The organism is Hominibacterium faecale (genome assembly GCF_020734085.1).
Taxonomy (GTDB): domain Bacteria; phylum Bacillota; class Clostridia; order Peptostreptococcales; family Anaerovoracaceae; genus Hominibacterium; species Hominibacterium faecale.
Genome location: NZ_JAJAGH010000007.1, coordinates 89,146 through 113,253 on the forward strand (window position 1 = coordinate 89,146; position 24,108 = coordinate 113,253).

General features: G+C 46.9%; 20 protein-coding genes. 2 read left to right on the plus strand and 18 right to left on the minus strand.

Features of this window, described 5'->3' with window-relative positions; genetic code table 11:
* Positions 1-15: 15 nt before the first annotated feature.
* The 5 genes from LG211_RS10100 to LG211_RS10120 all read right to left on the minus strand — a co-directional run bounded on the left by LG211_RS10100 (position 16) and on the right by LG211_RS10120 (position 6,254).
* Positions 16-1,587, minus strand: a complete 1,572-nt coding sequence (locus LG211_RS10100; protein ID WP_148396417.1) for an acyl CoA:acetate/3-ketoacid CoA transferase — start codon at positions 1,585-1,587, stop codon at positions 16-18.
* A 20-nt stretch (positions 1,588-1,607) separates the two neighbouring features.
* Positions 1,608-2,384, minus strand: coding sequence for an enoyl-CoA hydratase/isomerase family protein (locus tag LG211_RS10105; RefSeq protein WP_269477429.1), 777 nt, complete (start codon positions 2,382-2,384; stop codon positions 1,608-1,610).
* A 22-nt stretch (positions 2,385-2,406) separates the two neighbouring features.
* Entirely contained in the window at positions 2,407-3,714 is a 1,308-nt protein-coding gene (locus LG211_RS10110) for a GntP family permease (protein ID WP_253019902.1), read from the minus strand.
* Positions 3,715-3,868: 154 nt separating this feature from the next.
* A complete protein-coding gene (locus tag LG211_RS10115; protein ID WP_253019903.1) occupies positions 3,869-5,296 on the minus strand; it encodes an MFS transporter in 1,428 nt (475 codons plus the stop codon).
* A gap of 19 nt (positions 5,297-5,315) precedes the next feature.
* A complete protein-coding gene (locus LG211_RS10120) occupies positions 5,316-6,254 on the minus strand; it encodes a carbon-nitrogen hydrolase family protein (protein WP_269477430.1) in 939 nt (312 codons plus the stop codon).
* 448 nt (positions 6,255-6,702) lie between these two features.
* On the opposite strand from LG211_RS10120, the gene LG211_RS10125 reads away from it, so the two are divergent.
* Positions 6,703-8,136, plus strand: coding sequence for a sigma-54 interaction domain-containing protein (locus LG211_RS10125; RefSeq protein ID WP_269477431.1), 1,434 nt, complete (start codon positions 6,703-6,705; stop codon positions 8,134-8,136).
* Between the two features lie 57 nt (positions 8,137-8,193).
* Here LG211_RS10125 and LG211_RS10130 read toward each other — a convergent pair whose 3' ends face one another.
* Together LG211_RS10130 and LG211_RS10135 are read right to left on the minus strand one after the other, a co-directional pair.
* The gene (locus LG211_RS10130; protein WP_269477432.1) at positions 8,194-8,316 is read right to left on the minus strand and encodes a hypothetical protein; all 123 of its coding nucleotides are present in this window, start codon (positions 8,314-8,316) and stop codon (positions 8,194-8,196) included.
* A 2-nt stretch (positions 8,317-8,318) separates the two neighbouring features.
* Complete coding sequence (locus LG211_RS10135; RefSeq protein WP_269477433.1) at positions 8,319-9,116, minus strand: EcsC family protein; 798 nt, start codon at positions 9,114-9,116, stop codon at positions 8,319-8,321.
* A 131-nt stretch (positions 9,117-9,247) separates the two neighbouring features.
* Here LG211_RS10135 and LG211_RS10140 point away from each other — a divergent pair, with 131 nt between their 5' ends.
* On the plus strand, positions 9,248-9,385 hold the full coding sequence (locus LG211_RS10140) for a hypothetical protein (RefSeq protein ID WP_269477434.1): 138 nt from the start codon (positions 9,248-9,250) through the stop codon (positions 9,383-9,385).
* Between the two features lie 232 nt (positions 9,386-9,617).
* Here the strand turns inward: LG211_RS10140 and LG211_RS10145 are convergent, their stop codons facing one another.
* The 11 genes from LG211_RS10145 to LG211_RS10195 all read right to left on the minus strand — a co-directional run bounded on the left by LG211_RS10145 (position 9,618) and on the right by LG211_RS10195 (position 24,055).
* Positions 9,618-10,115 carry a hypothetical protein gene (locus LG211_RS10145; RefSeq protein WP_148396404.1) on the minus strand — a complete coding sequence of 166 codons (498 nt, stop codon included), beginning with the start codon at positions 10,113-10,115 and terminating at the stop codon, positions 9,618-9,620.
* Between the two features lie 266 nt (positions 10,116-10,381).
* Positions 10,382-11,359: a hypothetical protein gene (locus tag LG211_RS10150; RefSeq protein ID WP_269477435.1), complete on the minus strand. Its 978-nt coding sequence runs from the start codon at positions 11,357-11,359 to the stop codon at positions 10,382-10,384.
* A 5-nt stretch (positions 11,360-11,364) separates the two neighbouring features.
* Positions 11,365-12,069 (minus strand): RAMP superfamily CRISPR-associated protein, encoded by a 705-nt coding sequence (locus tag LG211_RS10155; RefSeq protein WP_148396400.1) that lies wholly within the window; start codon positions 12,067-12,069, stop codon positions 11,365-11,367.
* Positions 12,066-14,129, minus strand: a complete 2,064-nt coding sequence (locus tag LG211_RS10160) for a Cas10/Cmr2 second palm domain-containing protein (RefSeq protein ID WP_269477436.1) — start codon at positions 14,127-14,129, stop codon at positions 12,066-12,068. Before LG211_RS10160 ends, LG211_RS10155 begins: the two co-directional genes overlap by 4 nt.
* Positions 14,122-14,988, minus strand: a complete 867-nt coding sequence (locus tag LG211_RS10165) for a DUF6602 domain-containing protein (RefSeq protein WP_269477437.1) — start codon at positions 14,986-14,988, stop codon at positions 14,122-14,124. Before LG211_RS10165 ends, LG211_RS10160 begins: the two co-directional genes overlap by 8 nt.
* Positions 14,989-15,032: 44 nt before the next feature.
* Positions 15,033-15,911 (minus strand): CRISPR system precrRNA processing endoribonuclease RAMP protein Cas6, encoded by an 879-nt coding sequence (gene cas6, locus LG211_RS10170; RefSeq protein WP_269477438.1) that lies wholly within the window; start codon positions 15,909-15,911, stop codon positions 15,033-15,035.
* A gap of 37 nt (positions 15,912-15,948) precedes the next feature.
* Positions 15,949-17,655 (minus strand): AAA family ATPase, encoded by a 1,707-nt coding sequence (locus tag LG211_RS10175; protein ID WP_269477439.1) that lies wholly within the window; start codon positions 17,653-17,655, stop codon positions 15,949-15,951.
* 373 nt (positions 17,656-18,028) lie between these two features.
* Entirely contained in the window at positions 18,029-19,339 is a 1,311-nt protein-coding gene (locus LG211_RS10180; protein WP_269477440.1) for a DUF1667 domain-containing protein, read from the minus strand.
* Positions 19,336-20,775: an NAD(P)/FAD-dependent oxidoreductase gene (locus LG211_RS10185; protein ID WP_269477441.1), complete on the minus strand. Its 1,440-nt coding sequence runs from the start codon at positions 20,773-20,775 to the stop codon at positions 19,336-19,338. The genes LG211_RS10180 and LG211_RS10185 overlap by 4 nt, the downstream gene beginning before the upstream one ends.
* 48 nt (positions 20,776-20,823) lie before the next feature.
* Positions 20,824-22,026 (minus strand): ATP-binding protein, encoded by a 1,203-nt coding sequence (locus LG211_RS10190; protein ID WP_148396390.1) that lies wholly within the window; start codon positions 22,024-22,026, stop codon positions 20,824-20,826.
* Between the two features lie 100 nt (positions 22,027-22,126).
* Entirely contained in the window at positions 22,127-24,055 is a 1,929-nt protein-coding gene (locus tag LG211_RS10195) for a hypothetical protein (RefSeq protein ID WP_269477442.1), read from the minus strand.
* Positions 24,056-24,108: the final 53 nt, after the last annotated feature.

A 24,108-nucleotide genomic window follows, 5' to 3' on the forward strand; every position in this document is an offset into this window, starting at 1 on the left:
ACGCCGGACAGCGCATCAGAGCTTCAAGCCCAAAAGCTGGGGCCGAAAGAGCCTTTCCTCCATCACCTTCAGGTCCGGCGATATGAGGGGGCGGAATTCCATTTTACCCAGAATATCCTCTTCCAAATCAATGCCGGGAGCAATTTCAATCAATGTAAGTCCGCCTTCGGTCAGCTGGAAAACAGCTCGCTCGGTGATATATAAAACAGTCTGCGTCCCCTTTTCCCGGGAATAATGGCCTGAAAAAGTGATATGTTCCACATCCTTTTTAAATTTGATATAAGGGCCGTCTTGAATGATCCGAAGGCGCCCGTCTTCAATGCGGATATCGCTCTTTCCTGCAGTAAACGTACCCAGGAAACAAACGGTTTTCGCGCCTTGCGTAATATTGATAAATCCGCCGGGCCCGGTCACTTTTCCGGCAAACTTGGATACGTTCACGTTTCCGTGGCGATCGATCTCCGCTGCTCCCAGTGCGGCAAAATCGATGCCTCCTCCATCGTAAAAGTCAAAGATATCCGGCTGTTTTAGAATCGCTTCCGGATTGTAGGCTGCTCCAGTGGCGATGCCGGGCGCGGGTACGCCGCCGGTCACGCCGGATTCTATGCTGGAAGAAATGGCCTCGATGAGCCCTTCCTCATTGAGCACCTCGGAAACGCCCATGGAAATCCCGATCCCCAAATTGATAAAGTCGCCGGCATGGAGCTGGAGAATGCTCCTCCTGCATATCACCTTGTGAATATCAAAAGGCAGCGGCTCGATGTGATCCAGGGGGATCTTTTCGTCTCCGCACCAGGATGGGATCGGCCGGCAGTCGCCGATGAAATGCTGCCCGGTGTTCTCTGGTTTTCCTGTTATTACATAATCCACCAGCGTGGAAGGAACGACAACCTTTTGGGGATGGATTTCTCCATATTCCACGACTTGGTCCACCTGTACCATCACAATGCCGCCGGAGTTTCTGGCCGCAGCCGCCATCTCCATCTGCTCCAGATGAAGGGCTTCCTTTTCCATGGAGATGTTTCCTTTTGTATCGGCCGTACTTCCTTTAATGATGGCAACATCCAAAGGGAAGGCCGGGTAGAACAGATAATCTTCCTCGTGCAGACGGATCAACTCCACGATGGTATCGCCGCTTTCCCTGGCAGCCTCATTGATCCGGCCGCCGTCAATGCGCGGATCGACGAAGGTTTTCATTCCCACCTGGCTGATAACGCCTGGCTTGCGGGAAGCGATGGCGCGCATCATATGGGAAAGAACCCCCTGGGGTATCATAAAAGTTGGAAAGGCATTATCCATAATCAGAGGGTAAAGCTTGGGCGCCAGGCTGAGATTGCTGCACAAGAACCTGCGCATCAGCCCTTTGTGGGCAAAATGGTTGATGCCCCGGTCCTTGCCGTCGCCTCCCAGTCCTGCCACGTTGACCACTGAAAGCTCTCGTGGATGACCTTCTTTCTTAAACCTCTCTTCAATTTCACCGAGTATATCATCCGCCAGACAAAATCCAATGAACCCGTCGATGGCAACGGTGGTATGGTCCTCAATCAGCTCAGCGGCCCTCTTAGCATTTATAAATTGTACCGTCATAATTCAACCTTTCCCCAGATTTATTTATTCTTAAAGCATATATCCGTTTCTTTGCGCAAAAATCCACCCATTCCGATCTTCTGATCCTCAGTCTCAAACAGCTTGCTGAAGATTTCCCGTTCAAAGAGGCAGCCTTCTTCCATATCGGAAGCTGCTGCGAAATTGATGGCTGCTTTTGCAGTTCGAACGGCGATCTGGCCGTTTTTCTCAATCCTTTTTGCCAGATTGAACGCTGTTTCCATCAAGTCCTCCGGCTCTGTCACCTGATTGACCAGCCCGATGCGCAAGGCTTCCTCGGCATCGATCCTTTTTCCGGTGAAGATCATCTCTTTGGCCAGACCTTCACCGACGATTCTCGGCAGCCGCTGCGTACCGCCGGCGCCGCAGATCACTCCCAGGGTGGTTTCCGGAAGTCCCATTTTGGCGTTCTTTGAAGCTATGCGAATGTCGCAGGCCATCGCCAGCTCCAGTCCTCCGCCCAGCGCATAGCCGTTGATGGCTGCAATAACCGGAATATCCAGGTTCTCCAGCCGCAGATTCAGGCCGCTGCCCAGAGAGGACCAGACCATGATCGAATCCTTATCTTTCTCATACATTTCCTTGATATCGGCTCCGGCGATAAAGGCCTTGCCGGTGCCGGTCAGGATCAGCGTATAGACTTCTTTATCCGCTTCCGCAAGGTCTACGGCCTCATTGATCTGGCGGAGAAAATCCTCACTGAGCGCGTTTAAATCCGCAGGTTTATGAAAGGTGATAATTGCTGTATGTCCTCTTTTTTCATATAAAACGTCCGTCATGCCAAACCTCCTTTACAGCCGGTCATCCAAAAATCATACTGATGGGCAGCGCCACCAAAAAGGTTGAGGCGATGGGTACCACCAGACAGGTTACAAAATTATATTTATACGACAGCTTGTGAGTCGTATGGCAGATGGCGAATACGGAAACGATGGAACCGTTCCAGGGCAGGGAATCCAGCCCGCCGCAGCCGTCTGCGCAGAGACGATGGATAAACTCCAGATTATATCCCTGCTGGCCGTATTGGAGAAAAGTATCTCCCAGGGTTTCGTACATGAGGGAGATGCCGCCGGATGCGGATCCCAGAATACCGGCAAAGATATTGGAGCCCACTGCCGCCACCATATAAGGATTGGCGTCCGAATTCATAAGGATATGGGTCGCAAAATCGTAAAACGGCGTTTCCTTGACAACAGAGCCAAAACCTACAATAATAGCGGTGTTGATGATGACCGTTACCGAGGTGATGGCGGCGGAATTGAACATTTCCAACATTTCCGGCTTGGGCAGGTGCTTCCAGAACAGAATCAGCGCCAGAATAATTCCCATGAGCAGGCACAATATAATATCCAGTTTTGTTATATTAAAAACGAGTAGTACAAAGGCAATGGGGAGAATGGAAACGATCCCGCCGGGAGCGTTTTTCACATCTTCAATCCGTTTTACGTCCTCAGGCCACTGAAAATGTTCGCCCCGAAGCCTGGCTTTCCTGCACGCCCGGTTCATATAGAGCACGATAGCCACCGCCATTACCGCTGCGCTGCAAAGCCCGGGAAGCAGCCCGGCATAGGATGGCGTCCCCAGATACTGCATGGAAACGATATTGGGAATTTGGGGCGTAAAAGGACCGGTCATGGCAAAGGTCCACATGCCTCCGCAGACGATCCCCGGCAGCAGATAGGTGGGCAGATCGGCATCCTCAAACAGCTTGAGGGCGATGGGATATACGGAAAAAATGATGACGAAGCTGTTGATACCGCCGTAGCTCAAAATTGCCGCCGGAATCATGCAAGCCAGCATGCAGTGTTTGCTGCCTACTTTTTTTGATATCATGGAGCCGATCTTGGCGGCTGCACCGGAATTTTGATAGATATTGCCAAAGATATTTCCTAAGAGAAAAATAAAGAAATAAGAAGTAAAAAATCCCGTAACTCCGGTCATATACGTTTTGGTAACGCTTTGAAAAACGGGCGCTCCGCTGGTCAGGCAGACGAGAATCGCTGCCAGAGGGCCGATGATAATCGGAGAGACGCGCTTAAAAATGAGGATCGCCATGCCCGCCAAAGCGGCAAAGACCCCCACTGCTGATAGTAGTATTGTTGTATCCATTTTGACCCACTCTTTCCCGAATGTACTGACCTGCTCCTATTTGGATGGCTATCAGCAGGCCAGTACACAAATTATGATTTACGCTTCAAATATTATAGCACTCATTTCTCGTTCTGGGTAGAGTCAAACCGAATCAATCGTCTAATTTCCTGTGTTACAATAACTTTTCAAATCCTTCCGTAGTATATTCTTTTCCTTCGTTTTTCAATGCCAGCGCTTTTCTGAGAAGAGAGAAATTCTTTCGATTGATCGGATAAATGAGGATACATATCACAGATAATATGGAGACAAGGGCCGGTGCAAGGGTGTTCAAAAACAGAATCCCCTGTTTAACTGCCTCTGAATGAATCTCAGCTGTTCCATCGTATCCAACCGCAGAAAGCACCATACCACTGACCCATACGGATACGGCAGAGCCTATTTTCTGCGCGAACAGGATCACGCCCGAAACGGCTCCTTCTTGTCTTTTTCCAGTTTTAAATTCGACCACCTCATTGTAATCATAAAGCATCGTAGCCCCTACGGACCAGAATGCCGCTGCGCTAAAGGAATGCAGGAACGTAAACACGATCAGCTCATTGAACGAATTGATGCCATGAACATAAAAAATTATGCTGACTAAAATTCCCAAAATAACCGTAGCTCCCATAATGAACTTCTTTTCCGTTTTGTTCGAAATAAAATTGCATATGGCGATATCCACAATATAGATGGCGGAGTATAAAGTCCAGTATAGCGCTTGTTTCGCCTCACTCAGCCCTAAATTCACCGACATCAAATACACAAAGGCCGCGCTCGCTATGCCGCCGGCGAATATGTAGGTCAATCTCAGCAATATGACATATATACAAATCTTATCTTTCAGTAATGTGGCATAGGTTTTCATAACCGTCATCAGCCCTTTTCCGGATTCATTCCGGCACAGGTCATCTCGCTTGTCGACCATTTCTGTCCCTCTCAGAATTCGCCATGATATCAATCCGCAGAACAGTGTCACCAAGGAGAAAACCGCGGCAGCGATCGTCCATGCGTGGCTATAGCTCACACCTCGTGCGGTGGCAAAATCAATGATCACCATAGGCCCTGCCGTGATCACCCATACGGCGATATAAACGAAGTATGCCGATATGCACTGTATGGTAACTCTTTCATCATAATCCTGCGTTATTTCAGCTCCCAAAGAAAAATATGGAATCACATAACCTGTATAGAATGTGCGGAACACAAGCGCTAAAAAGATATAATACACGACGTTTCCGGTAGAACCAAAATCCACGGCCACGAACATCAGAATCGTTATGAGGAACAAAGGAAACAGCGAGACAAGCATGTACGGCCTGCGCCGTCCATATTTGGATCTGCTGTTATCTGACAGGTATCCAACAACGGGATCCGTCACAGCATCCCAAAAAAGGGCGATCATGGATATTGTTCCGCCAATTGCAGCAGGGATGCCCACCACATTGGTAAGAAAAAACAGAAAATACGTTCCGTACAAATTATATGGGATCGAGTCGGACATCTGTCCCAGGCCATATCCAAATCTCAGTTTGAAGGGTAACTTCTCAATTTTATTTCCCATGATTTTCACTCCTTTCATCTTACCAAAGCAGGCCTTCCTCTTTAAACATCTTCTTTCTGCATTCGACTGTTAAGTCCGGCTCCGGCAGTTTTTTATAAATCGGAGCGTCTTTTATACATTCCGCATAAGGCATTGGCGGATTAAAATGCGGCAGCTGCCTTAAAAGCTGATCCGTATAGCCCGTACCGTACCGCCGGATGTTTTCCACTTGATCCAGATCAAGGGTCATAGTTAAAGACACAGGCGTTTGACCTGCTTCATAGAGAATTCTCCCATCAGGCGCGGCAACCATGGAATGTCCGTAAGCATACCCGCCGGCCCACTCGCCTGCATGGTTTAGAGATATAAAATAGGCCTGATTTTCAAAAGCTCTTGTAGGCGCCACTGTTTTACAAATCTCATATAACCCCTCCGGATCAATGGCGGGCTTAATGAGTACTTCTGCTCCCAGTAAAGCTAAATTTCGGGATATTTCAGGGAAACACCAGTCATGGCAATTCAGCACTCCTATTTTAATGTTCTTTTCCTTTATATCAAATGTCACATACCTGTCCCCTGGCGTAATTGCGCTTTCCGCCGGATAGTAAGGGCATATTTTCCGGTACACGTCAATCAGCTCGCCCTGGGGATCAAAGATCGGAATGGAGTTGTAACGAATCGTTTTGCCGTCCTTCTCCACTCTTTCTACCATGCTTCCCGGCATGAAATAGATACCGTTTTCTTTTGCGATGGCTGAAAGCTCCTGTGTCACTCTGCCTGGAATCGTATCGCCTTCCAGTTTGTCCGGACTCCCTTTCCAGCAGCATCCCACCGCCATCTCTACTCCTGCGATCAGCTCCGGAACATTCATGCCGCCCATTAATTTTTCAACATCTTTTTTAATTCTGGCAAGACAAGTTTCAAAATCCGCAGCAGGCCCTCCGCTCTGCACCATTCCCACATTTAAACATCTGCTCATTTTTTATGCTCCTCTCATTTTTCTATCAACTGTGTTGTCTTATATGGCAGAAACAAATACAGCGTCATACTGTTTCTCCGTGTTCGCCTGCGCCTTGGCTTTTTTTCTTATTTGGAATTCCATTTCACTACCTACTAACAGCAAAAGGCGTGCCAACTTATTTTTTTTCATAACCATAAGAATGACTTCTTAAAAAACTGTTGAAATTTCAACAGTAATGTCTTGCAGCTCTTTGGTGCACCTCAAAAGATTTTTATTGGTCATGGGTGTCATAAATTTGTACAATTTTTTACAAAAAAATTCTAATAAAAGTAATTCCAACGTTTTCACCCAGTAGTCATGATTTTCGTCACTGTCCAAAATTTTGACACTTTGCCTGAATATTCTGTAGGTTTCATCAAATATCTGTGCTATAATAATTGAAATAAAGTTTGTGCAGGAGGCTGTTATGGGCAAAACTTATCATCCCAACTTTGATTTGACTTTGGATGAATGCAGAGCGGTTTTGGATGCGATCGGCGGACTTGTAATTGTAGATGAGAATGGAATCATCAAGTACTTTTCCGATGACATCAGAAGTGGTATTGAAAAACTCAATTCAAAAAAACTTCCTGAAAAAATAGTTGGTAAAAAAATCCGAGACGTGCATCCCACCACGAAGATCATACAGGCCTTAGAGGAAGGTTCAAAAGATGAGATTCAGATTTACTATGGTTCCGGAACGCTTAATGTGACCCGCATTCTGCCTGTAAAATCTAATGGGCGTATTGTTGGAGCCGTTGATCTTGACGTATTCAAAACAAGCTGGGAACTGGCCCTTTTTCTGAATCGCATTAAAGAATTGGAAAAAAACGGGACCATTAAGCTGCCGGAAACAATTGAAGAGTTTTCTCATCAACGGAGACAAAGGATTGGGAAATACACAGTTGCGGATATCCTGGGCAACAGTCCCGAAATGAACAAACTCAGAGATGATATTTATCAGCTGATGGAATCCACTTCCACCGTACTGATCACCGGAGAGACCGGCACGGGAAAAGAAATCGCCTCACATGCGCTTCATAATATCAGCGGAAGGCAATTATTTCCATTCATTGAGATAAATTGTGCGGCAATTCCTGAAAATCTCTTTGAAGCCGAGTTCTTTGGTTATGAAGAAGGTACCTTTACCGGTGCGATCAAGGGTGGAAAACCGGGGATCTTTGAGCAGGCCAATAACGGCACTTTATTTTTAGATGAAGTGGATCAGATTCCGTGGCATATGCAGCCAAAGCTGCTCAGGGTTTTACAGGAGCAGGAAGTAAGCCGAATTGGCGGACACAAAATTCCGATCAACGTTCGCATCATCGCTGCGACCAACAAAGATTTAAAGAAAATGATCGTCTCCAATGAATTTCGTGAAGATTTGTACTATCGCCTCAATGTGGTAAACATAAAAATACCCCCGCTGAGGGAGCATAAAGACGATATCCCAGTTCTTGTCCATCATCGGATAGCACGCATGAACCATATCTTGAACCGGAACATTCGGGGAATCACGCCGGATGCCTTGTCTCTGCTGCGCCAGTACAGCTGGCCGGGAAACGTCAGGGAGCTTTTTAACTGTTTAGAGCGGGCTATTAATATGTGCAATCAGGACATGCTGACGCTGGATCACTTTGCGGATATCCAGTACTACGCGCGGGAAGAGCAGCTCCGCAGTTCCTATCAGACAACTCTCAGCAACGGTTTGGAGGCACTTTTGCATTCTACTGAAAAAAATGCCATTGAACATGCGCTGCGAATATCAGACAACAACAAGACAAAAGCATCTCAGATTCTCGGCATTGCGCGGACCTCGCTTCACAACAAAATTAAAAAGTATGGCATCCACCTGAAATGATGGGAGTGCATCCAAGTTGGAACACATGGGTATATTCCCATCCAGGAGCGTTTTTTATCAGACCGGCGCTCTCCCTGTAAAAAAATAGATAATCGAAACTGCGGCCAATAACACCAATACACCCACCCAGTAGACAATCGCGCCCCGCTTGCCTGCAGGCATTTTCTTTTTCTCCTTCATTGCTACACACTCCTTTCCTCTCTTCCTTTTAAGAATCTTCGTTTATATTTTAAATTGGCATATTCTGTAACATGCCTCATATAAACCGCATCGTAAATGCCGCCCACAGCTCCGACAATGGGAATTCCCTGGAGAAACTTCAAATACAGCAGTTCCCTTGAAAACAGCGCCGCTGTCTCTTGGATCTGCTCTTTTTGATCGTAACCCGCTGGCTGCCGCTCTTCCTGAATAAAGGCGTTTGCTTCCCGATTGACCGCTTCCGCCTGCTGTCCGTAGGATACCGATCCCTGCAGCAGCAAAAGAATAAAATAACGCTCTTCCTCCTGCTCATAATCGTATCCATAGCTGAGGGCGATTTCATAGACGCTTTTCATCATCATTCCGGTAAAGAGAACAATATCCGGAATACCGATCCCTAAAACGCCCAGCCCCACACCGGAAATTCCCGACATTAGCAAATTTACGTTCCCGGTTCCCTGGGCCTTTTTCGAAAAGGTCCGCAAAGTCCGGCGGTCCTCTTGAATGTCAGCCGCGTATTCTCTGACTTGGTAGTTTTTTTCTCTTTTTTCTTTCCGGTATGTCTTTTCTATGACGCCGGTCCCCTTTTGGAAAACCACCTCAAAGGCTTTGACAAAGGCCCCATCCAAAGTGTCCTGCAATTTTTCTGGCACCTTTCCCTCCAGCTTCTGATTGAGAAAGGATTCTTTCTTTTGCGCATGTTTTTTCAAAAAACGTGCTTCCTGCCTCTCCAGATTAGCCCATTCTTTTTCCCAGGCCGTTTTTCTCTCCAAAATCCCCATTGAAAGTCCTCCTTGATGTTGCGTTTGAATATTCTGTAATTTTATTATATCCTACTTGGGCTTCTATCGCAAATGCTTCTGTTAGCTTAACTTCGGGTTTCGATCTCCGAAAAGCAGCCATTCGCTATCAGATGTCTGCCAACAAAGAAATCATCGATGAATATCAGCCTTTTGCCGTAATCGTGGCAACCGGGGCTGAGGCAGCGGCTCCAGAAATTCCCGGATCCGATTCGGATTGGGTGGTCACTTGCCATCATCGAAATGGCTGACCAGATCGCGCCCGGCGCTTATCCTACCAATGCGAACGATGCAATCAGCCGGCTAAAGAGCGGCGGGGTTACGTTCCTTGCCGGCCGAAGATTGGAAAAAATTGAAGACGGCTGCCTGCAACTGAGCCGAAAAACGGCACTTTAGAAACCATCGGTGTGGATGTGGTTGTGCCTGCGATTGACATGCGCAGCTGCGATACGCTGCTGAAAGAGCTCTGGCACGGTCGATCGGTTAAGGACGCTCCTTTAATTCCATTTTTATAAGGCCATGGGGCAGGTTTGTTTCTTTATCGAGGTAAACAGCTCCGGCCATTTCCCCCGGTGACTCTTTCAACTCCATTGAATGGAGCAAACCTTTATATCCGCCGAGCAGCAACACCTGATCATCGTTTAACTGCTCGGCGAGTTTATCGGCCGCTTTCGTAAGGCGTTCTTTTAATTGAGCAGGATATTCTTTTTTTATCAGGCAACTAAGGTATTCCCGCATTTGGCCTATTTTCGCTTTAGCAGCGTTGTTGGCCGATTTTAAAAGTTCCCTGGCAGCTTCGATATTATGATAATTAAAACTTCCTTCCAAGGGCGAGTCGGCCTTTACCATTTCAACGGCGACGTGATCGAAAAACACGTCAAAAAAAGCTTTCTGTGGTTCCTCTAAATATTGGGCTTTCTGAATATTGCGCAAAATAATGTACTCCCTTGGAATCGGTACATCATCCACCATAAGCTTCACTGGATTGGCAGTCTCCTGACACAGCGCACCTTTTATGGATGAGCCGGGCAAATAATAGTCCGCAGTATCCGGACTATAAGACTCATAGAGCCCGTACTGGTAAAACGGATAGATCCCTTTTAGTTTTTCTGTCTTTACGCAATCCGAATGACCTTCAACATCCTTTAAGGAAAACTGGTCTAAATCCTTATAAAAGGCCAGCGAGGCCCTCGGCGATACAATCAGGCTGGAGAGTGTCTTTAATTGATAAGAAATCGTTTCCATAGTTATACCTGCCTCTCTCTCAAAATAATTGGATACAAAAACGCATTTCCAAAAACAATGCTCCTGCTGTTAAAGGGAGACTGGATTGATTTTCCCGCCTTTTCTGCACCTTCAGGCGCCGCGATAATGCTCCCCTGCGCAAGATAGCTGATGTAATACTTCGGCGAATCCTCGCTCCACCCGCCCATCATTTCAAAGGGCCGCCGCTCGGATGTGAACAGCCGCATTGAAGAGGCTTGAAAATCAATATGATCCGGCAGCAGCATTCCGGTGTTGAGATAGTTATCGCTGTCTAAGGTCGGAAGCTTTCGCTCTGTGACCCCTTTTATACGAAAGCGGTTCAGCCCCTGCGAAGCTCGTTTTCCCAGGATAAGTTCCGGATTTTCCTCTGCTGCTGATTGAAGCATGTTCACAAAATCGAAGCAAAACGCACGATCGTCTGCTTGCAGATAAAAGCAAAAAGTTTTCACAGCCCGATTCTGCCCTTTGTCGTCGTTATCCTGACTTACTTCACATAAATCCACGGTAGGCACCGAATAAAGGCGGGTATCTAATTCAGGGAGATCATAGCGGAGACTGTCGATAGATGCCCGCAGCTGCTGCAAATTCTGCTGCTTTACATAAGGGTATATGTTTTCGCATTTTTCAGGGTTATCCAAAACAGATTGCAATTTGCAAGACTTAATATAGCTTCTCAATTTGATTGCTGACCGTACTTTTTTCAAATCAAGTTCTTCATTGCTGTTTTCTGATAGCTTGTCGATCAAATAATCCTGCGGCACCGGCAAATACCCTTCCGGCATAACATTGGACAGCGCTAAATGGGTTTTCTTGTTCAAAATGGATTTTGTCAGTGCCGTAGCCTTCTCATCCCCATAGGTTTCCGCAAACAGATAAACGAGCGCGCCGAATAGCTTTTGGGAATCCGGCACCTGCGTCATGGCGCCCGTCACTTCAAGCTTAATTTCATAATTTTTCATAGCTCTTATTCTCCCTCTTGGCCTGTCAGAAGCTGCACCTTTCCATAACCTCTGCTCTTTGAGTTCCCTAGCCGGTAAAAGCCTTCGTCAAATTTTTTCAGGTTGTAAAGCACATACTCCCTGCAAAGCGCCGCTGCCTCTTCGCCCAGTAAATTCATTTTATAAAAATCGATTTCACCTTCAAATTCCAGATTGCTTTTGGCGGTTTGATAGGTTCTGGGTTTTGACTCCGGAGTCTCCCCCTTCGTATCGATGGTATTTTTCATGTCAATGGAAAAACAGGTTTTTTTATTGCGGAATTTTTCACACAAAAGTAAATCGCTAAAGAGCAGTTTTGGTGTATTGTTAAAGCCTTTGATTCCAAAAATACATTCTGCGGACGCCTCCTCAATCGCCTCTTCGTATCGCTCATTTATCCTTTTGCGGGCCTCTTCTTCCTTAACCAGGGCCATGACTTGCGGCAGATTTTTCTCTCGTTCTTTTTCCAGATAAGCCTTGAACAGTGCGCCAATTTTTTCGGCCATCGGACTTTCGTCTTCCCGCACCATAGTGCGCAGCGTTCCTTTTAATGAAGAAGCGGGAATACATGGAAAGCCCTCTTGGTCGATGGCAGTCCGCTGATCAATTCCTCCAATTTCAAAAGGCGCCGGCATGCCGCCGATATAGAGATTGGACATCGTTTGTATCTTTATAGTAATAAAATTTCTCATTTTGCGTTACCTCCTCCGCTCTTTTTCTTTTCGTTAAATCTGATGGACATCTCTTTGTATTCGTAAAACAGCATGAGCGAATCTATGAAATCCGAATTCCATTCGCCTTCACTATGGGCCAGCTCTAGAAATTTTCCTTTGTTAAAATACAAAAGACACGGGGATTTGCCGTCCTGTTCTCTATCCCTATTTGCTTTCTTGATTTCATCTGCACTGTAGCCATTTTTTAATTCAATCATGTTCGCCGCTTTTTCTACCGGGACTTTGTCGGTATCACGCATTCTCACAAACATGCTTTTTTCAAGCTTAAGTCTTTGAAAGCACGGGATTGTTTTTTTATCCGCAGTCTGATAGTTTTCTTTTTTTATAAAGATATCCCTCAGCGGTTTATTCCTACGTTCCAGCACCGTTCTGTACAAATAATCAGCTGACTTTGACAGCAAATATTTTCGGGAATTCTCCAACTCTACATTACTATAGTCCAGCTTCGATTTAACGTCCGGAATCAATTGAAAACGGTTGTCGGAAAACAGAAGCATTAGCCGCAGGTAAGTTTCCAGTCGATGCTTGCTTTTCTCATTTAATACAATGTTCATACCCTTGCCCCAATTTTTCCTCATAAGCTGGCTCAGAATCCGGCCATTTAAAACCACTTCCAATTCCCGCAGCTTTTTATCGGAAGAGTTGAGATATTTAGGCAAAAGGTGATACAGCACGCTGTTGATATACTTCCTATTGTCTTGCTGCACAGTATCATCGGCGAGCCTGTCCAGTAACGTATAGAAAAAACCGGAGGTTCCCAGCATTTTGTCATATGTATCATTTGACCTTATGGCGTTTATGCGGTACACATCATTTAAGAAATAGTCCCATATCGGCACAGCCTGAAGCTGTTCGTCAATTTCGCCCCGCTTTCTGCAGTTTTCACACTTATTGCATCTATTGTTTTTTCTACCTTTCTTGTTCCTCTTATTCATGCATACCAAAGTTTGCTTATATGTTTTCATGGCGTTGTAGTCGATATCCAGAAAAGCCAGTCCGCCAATGGAAATCTTGGCCTTCACGAACTGTTTTAGCAACTTGGGCGTGTTTTCTTCTTTAGCATGTTTTAACTGCCGCTCCACCATCTCCATATAGTAACGAATCGGTTCCCGGTTAAAGGTAATCTCTACGCCAATGCTGATGGACAGCGGTTTCGAGGACTCTTCTTTCTCCAGGCTTTGTTTAATGCCGACAAGGATTTCCCGGCATAAACGGGTGCCCTTGGTCAAATTTGCCATTGAGACAGCAAAGAAAATATCATCGCCAGCTATGTAAAATGGAAACAGCCACCCGGTACGGCCCTCCGGCCGGCATTTTTCTGCCATCTCATGCAGGCCCTTCAAAGAAACCTTGTCACTCAAGATTTTACTGATCCGGCTGTAGCTTTCATAACTCTTAATCTCTTTAAACATATTTCCCATGCCATCCAGATCAGCCTTTATGACTGCGATTCGAAAACGATTTTTGTTATCCCCCTCTTCCCCTGAAAACAAAGCGTTAATATCCTCTGCAAACATGGGATAGTTTTCATCGTCTTTTGGGGGCTGGGCATCCTTCGCATCGATCTTGCAAAATTTGAAAAGCTTATCTTTGTTTTCCTCTATGCGCGCATTCAGGCAGTTGGATTGTTTCAGACGTTTCTTGGCCTCCTGGATCGCCTGTATCTCATCGTATTTTCCTTGTGGAAACGAAACGCACCGCAGCCATTTCTGTCCCTGGGATTCTTGATAATATTCGAAAAATAATTTGTTGAAAATAGCGTGAATTTCTTTTTCCGGCAGAGGGTTTCTGAAGATATACACACCGGAACAGGAAAGCAACACCTCGTTCTCCTGCACCGAAAAAGCTTCTTTGACCGTGTTTTGAAAGCCTTGGGAAACTTCCCGCGAAGCATTCATGATCTGTTTTAAAGTGGCCTCTTCGGTCTGCTTTTCTTGTACATGCGCATGGATGGTTTCGGTCAAAAATGTCTGCACCTTGTCAATTGAAAGGGCCACGATCTGCGTCTCGTTATTCATGGGTTTTACCTCCTTTGCTATGCCGATTAAACATTTTAGCGTACGCCATGTGTGGGAATGGAATTGGGTTGTTGATCAGCATCAGCAGTTGGTTTAACTGCAAGTTGAATGACAGAAGAGATACACCTTCCACAGCGTAATCTTCGAGTTTTATATCTTCAAGGCCAGTGCCTTCGTTAATCTCTCTGTCTGTCTTCTGCCAATCCGCATGGTTTAAAGCAAGGTACCAGTCTTGCAGGTTCTTTTTGTTTTTATCCAACTCAATCTTCAATAATCCACTCTTCTGGAGGGAAGTCTTGATGATCACATCAAACAACATCTCCCCGTTTTCTAAAAGTACATTCACATTATCAGTATTAAGACAACATAAAATACGCAGCGGCCGTGTCTGAGTCTGCGTTGAATTTTTTTCTTCTTTTCCAACAATAATTCTGCCTGCTACTCTAGTATAAGATTCTAATGAAGTCGTGAGATTTGTAATGCTTGCTGCCCACTTACTTAAAGTATCATCATCCATTGAAGTGCTTTTACATTCCACCACAACAGCCACCGCCTCGATGGGGATGAATTTTATCCGGCCGTAACGAAATATGTAAGGCGTATAAGTTTCATCGAAAATTGCCAGATCAACCTCCCTCGATACCTTTCCGTTGGAATCGATAATAAATACCGACTGCTCAATGACAAATTTTTTAGGGATGATCTGCTGAAACATCTTCCGCCAAATATCTTCTCGAAATCCACCGATTGTAGTTCCGTGGTTATCTACCTTAAAAGCTAATTGTTCTACAATCGCCATCTCATTTTGTCTATAATTGCTGATAATATTGCCAACAACATCCTTTTCTGTTTCACACATAATTCTGCTCCCTTCTATGTGCTTCCGGTTCTATAGCGTTAAAATCAAAGAAATTCCACCTTAACCCGTCCCATGCCAAAGGTCGTGTTGCGGCCGATATTCAGAGTCTGGGCGGCATACAGCCAGGGGACAAAAGGTGTCAGAGGTCCTTCAAACCATAGCTCGCCCATCAGGCCGCTGAAATCCATCTTCTCACCGGTACGGTTTGAATATCGATTCAGATTCACCAGCTTCAATTGTTCTTTTACCAGCGATACATCTGCGGCAAGGGCCTGCATGCGCTGGACCTCTTTCCCATCAATCCAGCCTCCATAACGCTCACAGAGCCGTTCAATCCTTCGTGTAATATTACGGACTATCGTTGGAAAATCAACCTGCTCCAGCAGCTTGCCGTTCCGACGGATACGCAGCGGCGTAAGTGTCTTAAGCCGCACTTGTTCCAGTGACGAAAGGCTGCGACAAGGCAGTGCTGCGCTGCGGACAGCGACTTCATGAAAAATGCCGGCTTGCCAAATCACCCTTTGATCCAAACTATGGGTGATTTTATCCAATTGAAAGGGATATCTGCCAGCACCCAGTCCACGCCTGCCGATCCCCTCTATCGCGAAAATCAGCTGAGGCGTGTATCTAACTGCGTCACCAAAAAGGATAACATGAAACGTCAATTTCTCGCCTTTCAGATAAACGCTTGTTTCTGCCATCGGCGGACGGATCATATATGGGTTTACTGTATCCTGCAGGTTGCCGCTGAGGGCCCGATTGTTATAAAGATAATTGTAGGCCTCCCGATCCTGGCGCAGGGTTTGTCCAATCACACCGCGCAGGGTAGAGCCTAAAAACAGGGGCAGTTCGGCTCTGTCCATGGATATCAATGTGACTTCCATAGGCAGATAATTTAAGAAAAACGATGCCTCTGGTTTCATTGTTTTTCACTCCTTTTGCTAATACGGCAGATATATTTTATAACCTTTTATCGGTCCCGTCCATGACCAGGCACTCCTTGCGATAGAAGCAAACCCCATACTTTTTAATATCGCGATAGCCGTCGGCCCGCAAAGCCGCTTCGTAATCCCGCTCTTCGATCTGCGAGAGCGCATCCATGCAGGCGTCCTCCATCCCCTGGAATGCTCCCGCTACCTTCAATTCCAGGATCACAGCGGCCCCGCCTCGAATCCCGGGCGTCTTCATCAGGATGTCCGGTCTCCCGATCCCGCTCTCCCTGTTGGAGAGAATCTGGTATTTTTTCAAAACTTTTAACAGACCCGACAGAAATCCGTGGTAATAGGTTTCGGCGTAGTCGAAAAAGCTAATGGTGTCCAAGAGTTGTTCGGAAACGATGCGGCCAAAGGTTTCGCAGTCTCCCGTTTCGATGGCTGTAAGCAAAGAGGACAAATCGGCCGTCTGCATTTTTTTATCAAACCAAGTGAGAATGGTACTGCGGTAAATCGATCGGATTTCCGCATTGGGAATCGTCAGTTCCAGATAGCTCGTTTCTTCCTGCTTCCGCTCTCCCACTGCTTTTAAATACCCGGTAAAGTACAGGAAGTTCCACAGATTATCCCTGGATTCATGGATTTCCCCATAGGTGATGTCTTCATGCACCGGTTTTTCGATCGTATTCCCCGCGATCAGACTTTCGATTTCGCTCCTTGTCTCAAAGTCCGCCTCTTCCACCAGCTCCCGGATGATGCTGTTGGAGGACGTGTTGGACCAGTAAGGTTTGGGGAAAGCGTCGCGGTCCAGCAGTGCTGTATCCGCATAATTAATAATGCTCCATGGGTTATAGATTTCCTGGCTGCTGAACTGGTACCCGTCGTACCACTGGCGCACTTCCTCATACTTGTCCGCAAGGTCGTAATAAGCAAGTATCTCTTTTACTTCCCTTTCCGTGAAACCAAAACTGTCTGAATACCCGGGACTCAAAATGGAATAGATTTTCAGATTGTTCAGCCCTGTGAAGATGCTCTCGCGGCTGATGTGCAGGCATCCTGTGATGACCGCAAACTCCAGATAAGGGTTCGTTTTCAGCGCCGACTCGAACAGAGATCGGATGTATCCGATCATTTCTTCGTAAAACCCGGAGAACCAGGCATTTTCCAGCGGCACATCGTACTCGTCTATGAGAATAATGGCGTTTTTCCCATGGTACTTTGCAAGACAGTCAGACAGGAATCTCAATGCGCCGGCATAAAGCAGGGGATCGTCTTTCAACGCCAGAATATCCTCATACTGCACTTTCTCCTGTTCTGTCAGTGCGTCGCCTCGCAGCGCATAGCGGTGCCGGCCGAATTCTTCTTGAAGTTCTCTTTTCAACATGCCATAAGCCATCTCAAAATTGGGCTGTTTGGCTGACTTTAAAGATAAGTTGATGACCGGGTACTGCTGCTGGTGGGTCAGGTATTCTTGCCCGCAGGAGGTGATGGCGAGGCCGTCAAACAAATACCCATTATCCACCTGCTGACCCTGGTCGTCCATCTCTTTCTCAAAAAAACGCCGGATCATGCTTAGATTCAGCGTCTTGCCGAATCGCCGCGGTCTTGTAAGCAAACTCACGCTTACGGCGGAATCCATCAGCGTTTTGAGCATGTCCGTTTTATCAACATAGTACGCGTGTCTATCTATGACTCTCTTGAAGTCTTCATAGCCTACCGGAATTGGCTTTTTCATATCATCACCGTCCTTCTTATGGTTAGTATACGGGAAACAGCCTTCAATTACAACGGAAAGCCAGTCTTTTTAAGCCTTTGTTTATCAAAAAAACAGGGCTGCTGCATGTCAAATGAATGATGAATACGATCATCCCCGTTTTTGCACAAATTTTGTGAGGTGTTGAAACGGGAAGATGGCCGTAAAAATTCCGCCTTTGTGGCGTATTGACTCAAGTCAGTCACGTCGGGAAAATTATATTGAAAGGTTGTGTTTTTTTCGCAAAGCTGTGGGTTTGCTGGGCTTGATCCTGACAGCTTGCGGCCCGCGCAGCCTGATTGCGGATTTGAGAGGGCCTGGCTGTTGAAACTTGCGTAAAAAATGAAATCTTATTTTACATTTTTCCCAAAACCCAAGTCGCAATCAAATTCGCCCCGGTCCCGGCGATATTCTCCGCAATCACCTGACCTGGCGCTATCGGTCCTTTTACCCATATGCGCTTCACCGCCTTTATGATCACAAACAGATCATCCTTATCGACAGGGCGGTCAGTTCTCACCGATAACAGGGGCATATCTGCACAATCGGTTTTCACCACCGTCGTCAGTACACGCTTAGGGCTTTCTATTTCCTGCTTTGCAAAGACCTCGCCTTTGCCGCATTGATTGCCGGTCACAGAAAAGGGCGACTGTTCCACCTGCATGACACAGCCTTTGGGGCAAACGGTACAGATCATATTGCCTTTTCTGCCTGTCAGCTCTTTGTTCACACAATCGAGCTCGCGGATGGAAGAATCGCCTCTTCCCAGATAGCGGGCCGCCTGCCTGCCGACGGCCATCGCTTCCTGGGTCACATGGTCCACAAGATCATGCACGACATGGGCATTGCCGCAGACAAACAAACCCGCTTCCTCTCCCGGAACCAACTGACCGCAGACTTCCAGTTCAGGAATCAGCCCCGCTGCCACCAGCAGCGTATCGCAGGGGATATACTCTTTTCGCTTCAAATCCGGCTTCCCGGCTTCTGTAAAGGGTGCGATGGAAACCCCTTTCAGCCGCTCATAACCGTGGGTGGAAACGACCGTCCAGCCGTAGCGCATTGGAATATCAAAATCCTCCACACACTGGACGATATTTCTTGCAAGTCCGGTCGCTTCCTGTCCCAAAATCAACTTTACCTTGATGCCCTCCAGGGTCATACGCCGAGCCATAATCAGGCCGATGTCACCGGATCCGAGAATCACTGTGCTCCTTCCCGGCAGATAATTTTTCAAATTCATCATCAGCTGTGCGGCTCCTGCGGTAAAAATGCCGGACGGCCTGCTTCCGGGAATCCGCATCTGGGGAAGGGTCCGCTCCCGGCAGCCGGTGGCGATAATAACCGCATCCGCCGGGAGAGCCCGTGCTCCGCCGGCGGCGCTGACGCATTTGACCTTCCATCCCTTTTCAATGGAAAGAACGGTTGTGTTTGTCAGAACTTCAATACCGGCATCCTTTGTTTTTTTCTCCCAAAGGAAGGCGTATTCACCGCCGGTATAGTCCTTTTCATAGAGCTGGGTGCCGAATCCGTTATGAATACACTGGGGCAGAACGCCGCCCAGATAAGACCGCCTTTCCAGCAGCACAACCTCTTCAACTCCCTGTTCTTTTGCCGAAACCGCAGCTCCCATTCCCGCCGGTCCGCCTCCGATTACGATCACTCTCATGGGCGCAGCCTCCCCTTCACCATCGGGCTTCCCGGCCCGCTTTTAAAAATTTGCTCCGGCGGTTTTCCCCATTCTCTGCTGAGGATATCAATGATTTCCGGCGTGCAGAAACCGCCCTGGCATCGTCCCATCCCGGTCCGCAGCCGTTTTTTCAGTCCATTGAGATTGTGGGGCGGAAGGGGCGAATCGAGCACGGAAAGGATATCCCCCTCCGTAATGCCTTCACACCTGCACACGGCGTTTCCATAAGCGGGATTTTCCTTCAGTAGCTTGGCCTGAAGCTTTGGGTCCGCTTTCAAAAACAAAGGCTTTGCCCGGTAGATGGGATCGAACGCTTGATTGCGTTCCTGTCTTAAACCGGCCTCAAAAAGATGCGCGAGAATTTTTTCCACCAGATAAGGCGATGCGGTCATGCCCGGATTTTTAATGCCCAGAGCGCTGACAAAACGCCGCCCGCTGAGGCGCACGACAAAATCCTTCTCTTCTTTGGGTACATTTTCAATATTTGCCCGAATTCCTGCAAAGGACGCGATGACGCTGCCCAAGTCCAGACCAGGCAAAAGTTTTTTCGCAACATAGGAGATATGATCGATTCCTTTTTGGGTGGTCTCTGTGCATTTGTAGCTTTTCGCTTTGTAGGACGTGGGGCCGGCCAGCATATTGCCGTCCACTGTGGGCGCCAGAAGGGTTCCCTTTTCATCGTGCTCCTGGGCCTGATAAATCACATGCTTAACGGGCGAAGGGCAGTCAAAGACCAGGTATTCACCCCGCTTGGGCTTTATGACCAAATCCCTGCTGCGCACAAACCGCTCCAGCTCCGCGGCCCCTTCCCCTGATGTATTGACGATATAATCGGCGTGAATGATCCCGCGGTTTGTATGCAGTGCGTATCCCTCTCCGGCAGCCTCGATATGCTCCACTTCCGTATCGAATTGGAAGCGGGCGCCATTGGCCGCGCTGTTGAGGGCCGTATGAAGCACCAGCTTAAATGGCGAAACGATTCCCGTCGTTGGCGCATGCATAGCAGCGATGATTTCAGAAGACAGCCTCGGCTCCATATTCCTGGCCTCATCCCCGGAAATCATCTTCATGTCCGGCACCCCGTTCTTTCGTCCCTTTCCTATCTTCTCTTGAATGTGATCGATACCCTCCTGGTGAAAGGCAACAAAAAGAGAGCCCACATAGTCCATCGGGACATCCAGGTCCCTGCAAAGCTGCCGGTGCATACGATTGCCGCGGGCGCAGGAAATCCCTTTCAGGCTCCCGCCCCGCGGATGAAAACCGGCGTAAAGCACTCCGGAGTTTGCTTTTGTCGCACCCTCACCGATATCCGATTCTTTATCCACCACCAGAACATCCAGCTGATATTTCATCAGTTCCCTTGCCGTGAGGCAGCCTAAAATACCGGCCCCGACGATCACTACATCGTATTTCATTAGACCACCTTTCTCTCATTTGCAGCTTTTATTCCCTTCCGGACTCTTCTAAAACTCCTGCCCTTTCAAAAACTCCCGTATATTTCTGTGAAGAATTCCGTTTCTGCTTCGTTCAATCTCATCCATCGTAATCACAAATTTGGGATAATTGTCAGGAATCTCTTCCAGCACCCCAAATTCACGCTCGACTGTCTTTTCATCAGCCAGCATATATGCAACCTGAACATAAATTCTCTTCTCTCTTTTTTTTGCTACAAAGTCTACTTCCCGCGTGTTGGCCTTCCCTATGGTAACATTATAATCCCGACGCAGAAGTTCCATAAAAACGATATTCTCAAGGATCTGGTTAATATCCCTTTGGTTATGGCCGTAGACGGCCTGGCGCAATCCGTGATCGGTCAGGTAAATTTTCTCCTGAAACTGCAAGATTTTTTTGCCAATGAGATCCTCCCTGGATACCATTTGCAGAATACATGCATCTTTGCAGTACTCGATGTAATTGTACAGGGTTTCCGTCGAGACACTTCGATTTTCGTTTTTCAAATATTTTTTAATGGATGCGGCAGAATACGTATTCCCTATTCCCGCGATAAAATACAGTAAAAGATTTTTAAATGCCCCAATGTCGCGTATCTTATTTCTCTGGGCAACATCTTTTAAAATAATTGAGTCGAATAAATCTTCCAGATACATCAACGCGGCCTGCTCTTCCATCTTATTTTGATAAATAAAGGGCATCCCGCCATAAGACAGATAGTGCAGGAAAGCCTCTGCCTCATTGACCTCTTCTTGGGTTTCTCTCATAATATCCAATATTTCCGCAAAAGAAAAAGGGTATATTTTAATCTCTACATAGCGCCCGCCCAGGTAGGTTGCCAGTTCACCGGACAAAAGTTTTGCGTTGGACCCTGTAATATAGATATCCACATCAAAGTCGATCATCAGCGAGTTGACCAACTCTTCCCACCCGGGTAAATCCTGAATTTCGTCAAAAAATAAATACTTTTTTTCTGATAACAGCGGCTTCAAATAGTCAAAAGCGCTTTGAACATTTTTTGCAAAAGGCAGCAGCCTGCTTTCAAAGTTCAGCATGATTATGCTGTCCTCACTTCGTCCCTGCTCTAAAAGCTCCCTTTGAATCAGCTCCAACATGACCGATTTTCCGCTCCTGCGTATTCCGCTCATGACTTTAACCACATCCTTATCAATAAATGGACGAATCTTTTGTATATAAAAATCTCTGCAAATCATTCGATACACCTCCGCGTTTACGCTTATTTTCGTTTCTAGTATATCGAAATCTTTTCACATTTTCAACATTAGTTTTCGATATATCGAAAACAATTTGCAACTATTTTCCCCATTTTTCTCGTCTCTGCAAAATCAGCGCGCGGATTCCCCTGCTTATGGCGATCAGCGCCAAGAGGACTGCCGCTAAAATCAAGTAGACCGGACTGGTCTCTTTCTCCACATCATTGCTGAAGGTGGCCGTATTCATGTTTCGTTTCAGCATTTTATTGAGCGGGTCTTTATATTCTTCTTTTTTCTTTTTCGCTTTTTCCAGCTGATTCAGCTTGTTCTGCGCGTCTTTATCTTTTTTCTGCGCCATCATCGCCTGCATTCTCTGGCCTCTGGCTTCTGACTTTTCCGCTTCTGTGGCAGTGCTTCCGGCCAGCACCAGCGCGGACAGGGTTTTTCTCTTAAAGAACTGCATTCCGTTGGATTTCACCGAATTGATCTTATTGAGGCTGCCCTTCTTTCCCACCGAATACACGGTACTGGATTTCTGGCTGATATTGTCGTCGATGGGCATCTGGACTTCCACCGTTTCCGAAGGCTGAATTTTACGGTCGTCCTGGTAAAAGTGAATCCGGTAGAAGATCGCTTCTGTCTCCTTATCCGACAAGTTTTTTTCCATGGACTTATAATCGACCGTCTCCTGGCCCATTCGTCTGACAAACAGCTTTGCATTTTCCGGCAGAGAATCCACAGGCGTGATCACATAGATGCCGGTGACTTTATCGTAAAAGACCTTTTGTTCTTTTTGCACCTTTGAGGCTTTAACCTCAATCATCGCATCTTCCAGAGCTTTCACCTCATCGTTAATTTCATTCTGGGGCGTATATTGGTCCATTTCCTCAGCCCGCTTGATTTCTTCATCCAGGTTTTCCACTTCAATGCGGCCGTACTGGCCTTGATCCAGGCCCACATTGGCATGGGCTTTTGCGTAGAGTTCCCTAGCTTCCTTCAGTTTTTCCTTCAGCTTGGTAATATCCGCAGGTTCCGGCTTGTCGGACTGGGCGTTTTTCAGAAGTCTCTCTATGTCATTGATCATGGATTTCATCATGCTTTTTGCAGACGGCTGCAGTTCAAGTCTGACCGTATTGTGCGCTTTTTTATTGTACTGGCTGAGGACCTCTTTCAATTCCTTGATATTTGACCGCTTATACTTGCCTTCTTTCAAATCTTTATTGGTAACAGAATTGAGGAAGTTCTGTACCTTATCCGCCTCATCTTTCCAGAGAGTCAGATCCGCATAAGTCTGCACGGTAAAGCGCATGGGAACCTTGTTGACCGTGTAACCTTCGCCGTCAGCCTTTTTGTGCCAGCTGGAAATAAATTTGTATTCCTGATCTTTTTCTTTCATATATTTAGACTTTTCCGCAGAGGTAAGCCCTTTGTTCGTCTCCTGGATATAGCCGATGTTGTTGCCTTTTTCATCCTCCGCAAGGATCAGCGTAATTCCATTGTTGGCCTGCATGCCTCTCAGAAAGCCGAACTCATATCGGCATCCCGGCTCCAGTTCAAAGCCTTCAATTTTAAACACCCAGCAAGTACCTTCGCCCGACGGGTCCACCTTATCGCCTCTAGTTGCGGGAGTTTGCACATAGTCGTTAAAATTTGCAATGCGGTAACCATTTTTATATGCAAATAAGAACTTTTTTCCATAGCCGATTCGGCTGCTGCTTTCCGGCCAGGGGTTGCGATCGGTCATCGCGTAGAAGGTGTAATTGGATCCATCGCTCTTTTTCGCCTCCAGATAATCCACGCCATTCTCCACACCGGTGTATTTCACCACCGGACCGCTATTGTTAAACGGGCTGCTGAGCCAGTGCTGACCTTTTTCCGTATCAACCAGATACCCGCGGGGTGTAAATGGATTCTTGCCCTTTCCGCTGGTCCCGAATTCCCACGTCTCCGCGCTGGCAACTGTGGCCGCCAGCCCCATAGCCATCATCACTATTAAAATTATCCCGGTAAACCTGGAAAACTTTCGCATTTTATCCTCCACCTATGATATGATAGTTTTTAGCAATAATCGACAAAGGAGTA

Bases quoted from the DNA above. Each gene is read 5' to 3' on its own strand.
- LG211_RS10100 (WP_148396417.1), bottom strand. From the start codon at position 1,587: ATGACGGTACAATTTATAAATGCTAAGAGGGCCGCTGAGCTGATTGAG.
- LG211_RS10105 (WP_269477429.1), bottom strand. From the start codon at position 2,384: ATGACGGACGTTTTATATGAAAAAAGAGGACATACAGCAATTATCACC.
- LG211_RS10110 (WP_253019902.1), bottom strand. From the start codon at position 3,714: ATGGATACAACAATACTACTATCAGCAGTGGGGGTCTTTGCCGCTTTG.
- LG211_RS10115 (WP_253019903.1), bottom strand. From the start codon at position 5,296: ATGGGAAATAAAATTGAGAAGTTACCCTTCAAACTGAGATTTGGATAT.
- LG211_RS10120 (WP_269477430.1), bottom strand. From the start codon at position 6,254: ATGAGCAGATGTTTAAATGTGGGAATGGTGCAGAGCGGAGGGCCTGCT.
- LG211_RS10125 (WP_269477431.1), top strand. From the start codon at position 6,703: ATGGGCAAAACTTATCATCCCAACTTTGATTTGACTTTGGATGAATGC.
- LG211_RS10130 (WP_269477432.1), bottom strand. From the start codon at position 8,316: ATGAAGGAGAAAAAGAAAATGCCTGCAGGCAAGCGGGGCGCGATTGTC.
- LG211_RS10135 (WP_269477433.1), bottom strand. From the start codon at position 9,116: ATGGGGATTTTGGAGAGAAAAACGGCCTGGGAAAAAGAATGGGCTAAT.
- LG211_RS10140 (WP_269477434.1), top strand. From the start codon at position 9,248: ATGTCTGCCAACAAAGAAATCATCGATGAATATCAGCCTTTTGCCGTA.
- LG211_RS10150 (WP_269477435.1), bottom strand. From the start codon at position 11,359: ATGAAAAATTATGAAATTAAGCTTGAAGTGACGGGCGCCATGACGCAG.
- LG211_RS10155 (WP_148396400.1), bottom strand. From the start codon at position 12,069: ATGAGAAATTTTATTACTATAAAGATACAAACGATGTCCAATCTCTAT.
- LG211_RS10160 (WP_269477436.1), bottom strand. From the start codon at position 14,129: ATGAATAACGAGACGCAGATCGTGGCCCTTTCAATTGACAAGGTGCAG.
- LG211_RS10165 (WP_269477437.1), bottom strand. From the start codon at position 14,988: ATGTGTGAAACAGAAAAGGATGTTGTTGGCAATATTATCAGCAATTAT.
- cas6 (WP_269477438.1), bottom strand. From the start codon at position 15,911: ATGAAACCAGAGGCATCGTTTTTCTTAAATTATCTGCCTATGGAAGTC.
- LG211_RS10175 (WP_269477439.1), bottom strand. From the start codon at position 17,655: ATGAAAAAGCCAATTCCGGTAGGCTATGAAGACTTCAAGAGAGTCATA.
- LG211_RS10180 (WP_269477440.1), bottom strand. From the start codon at position 19,339: ATGAGAGTGATCGTAATCGGAGGCGGACCGGCGGGAATGGGAGCTGCG.
- LG211_RS10185 (WP_269477441.1), bottom strand. From the start codon at position 20,775: ATGAAATACGATGTAGTGATCGTCGGGGCCGGTATTTTAGGCTGCCTC.
- LG211_RS10190 (WP_148396390.1), bottom strand. From the start codon at position 22,026: ATGATTTGCAGAGATTTTTATATACAAAAGATTCGTCCATTTATTGAT.
- LG211_RS10195 (WP_269477442.1), bottom strand. From the start codon at position 24,055: ATGCGAAAGTTTTCCAGGTTTACCGGGATAATTTTAATAGTGATGATG.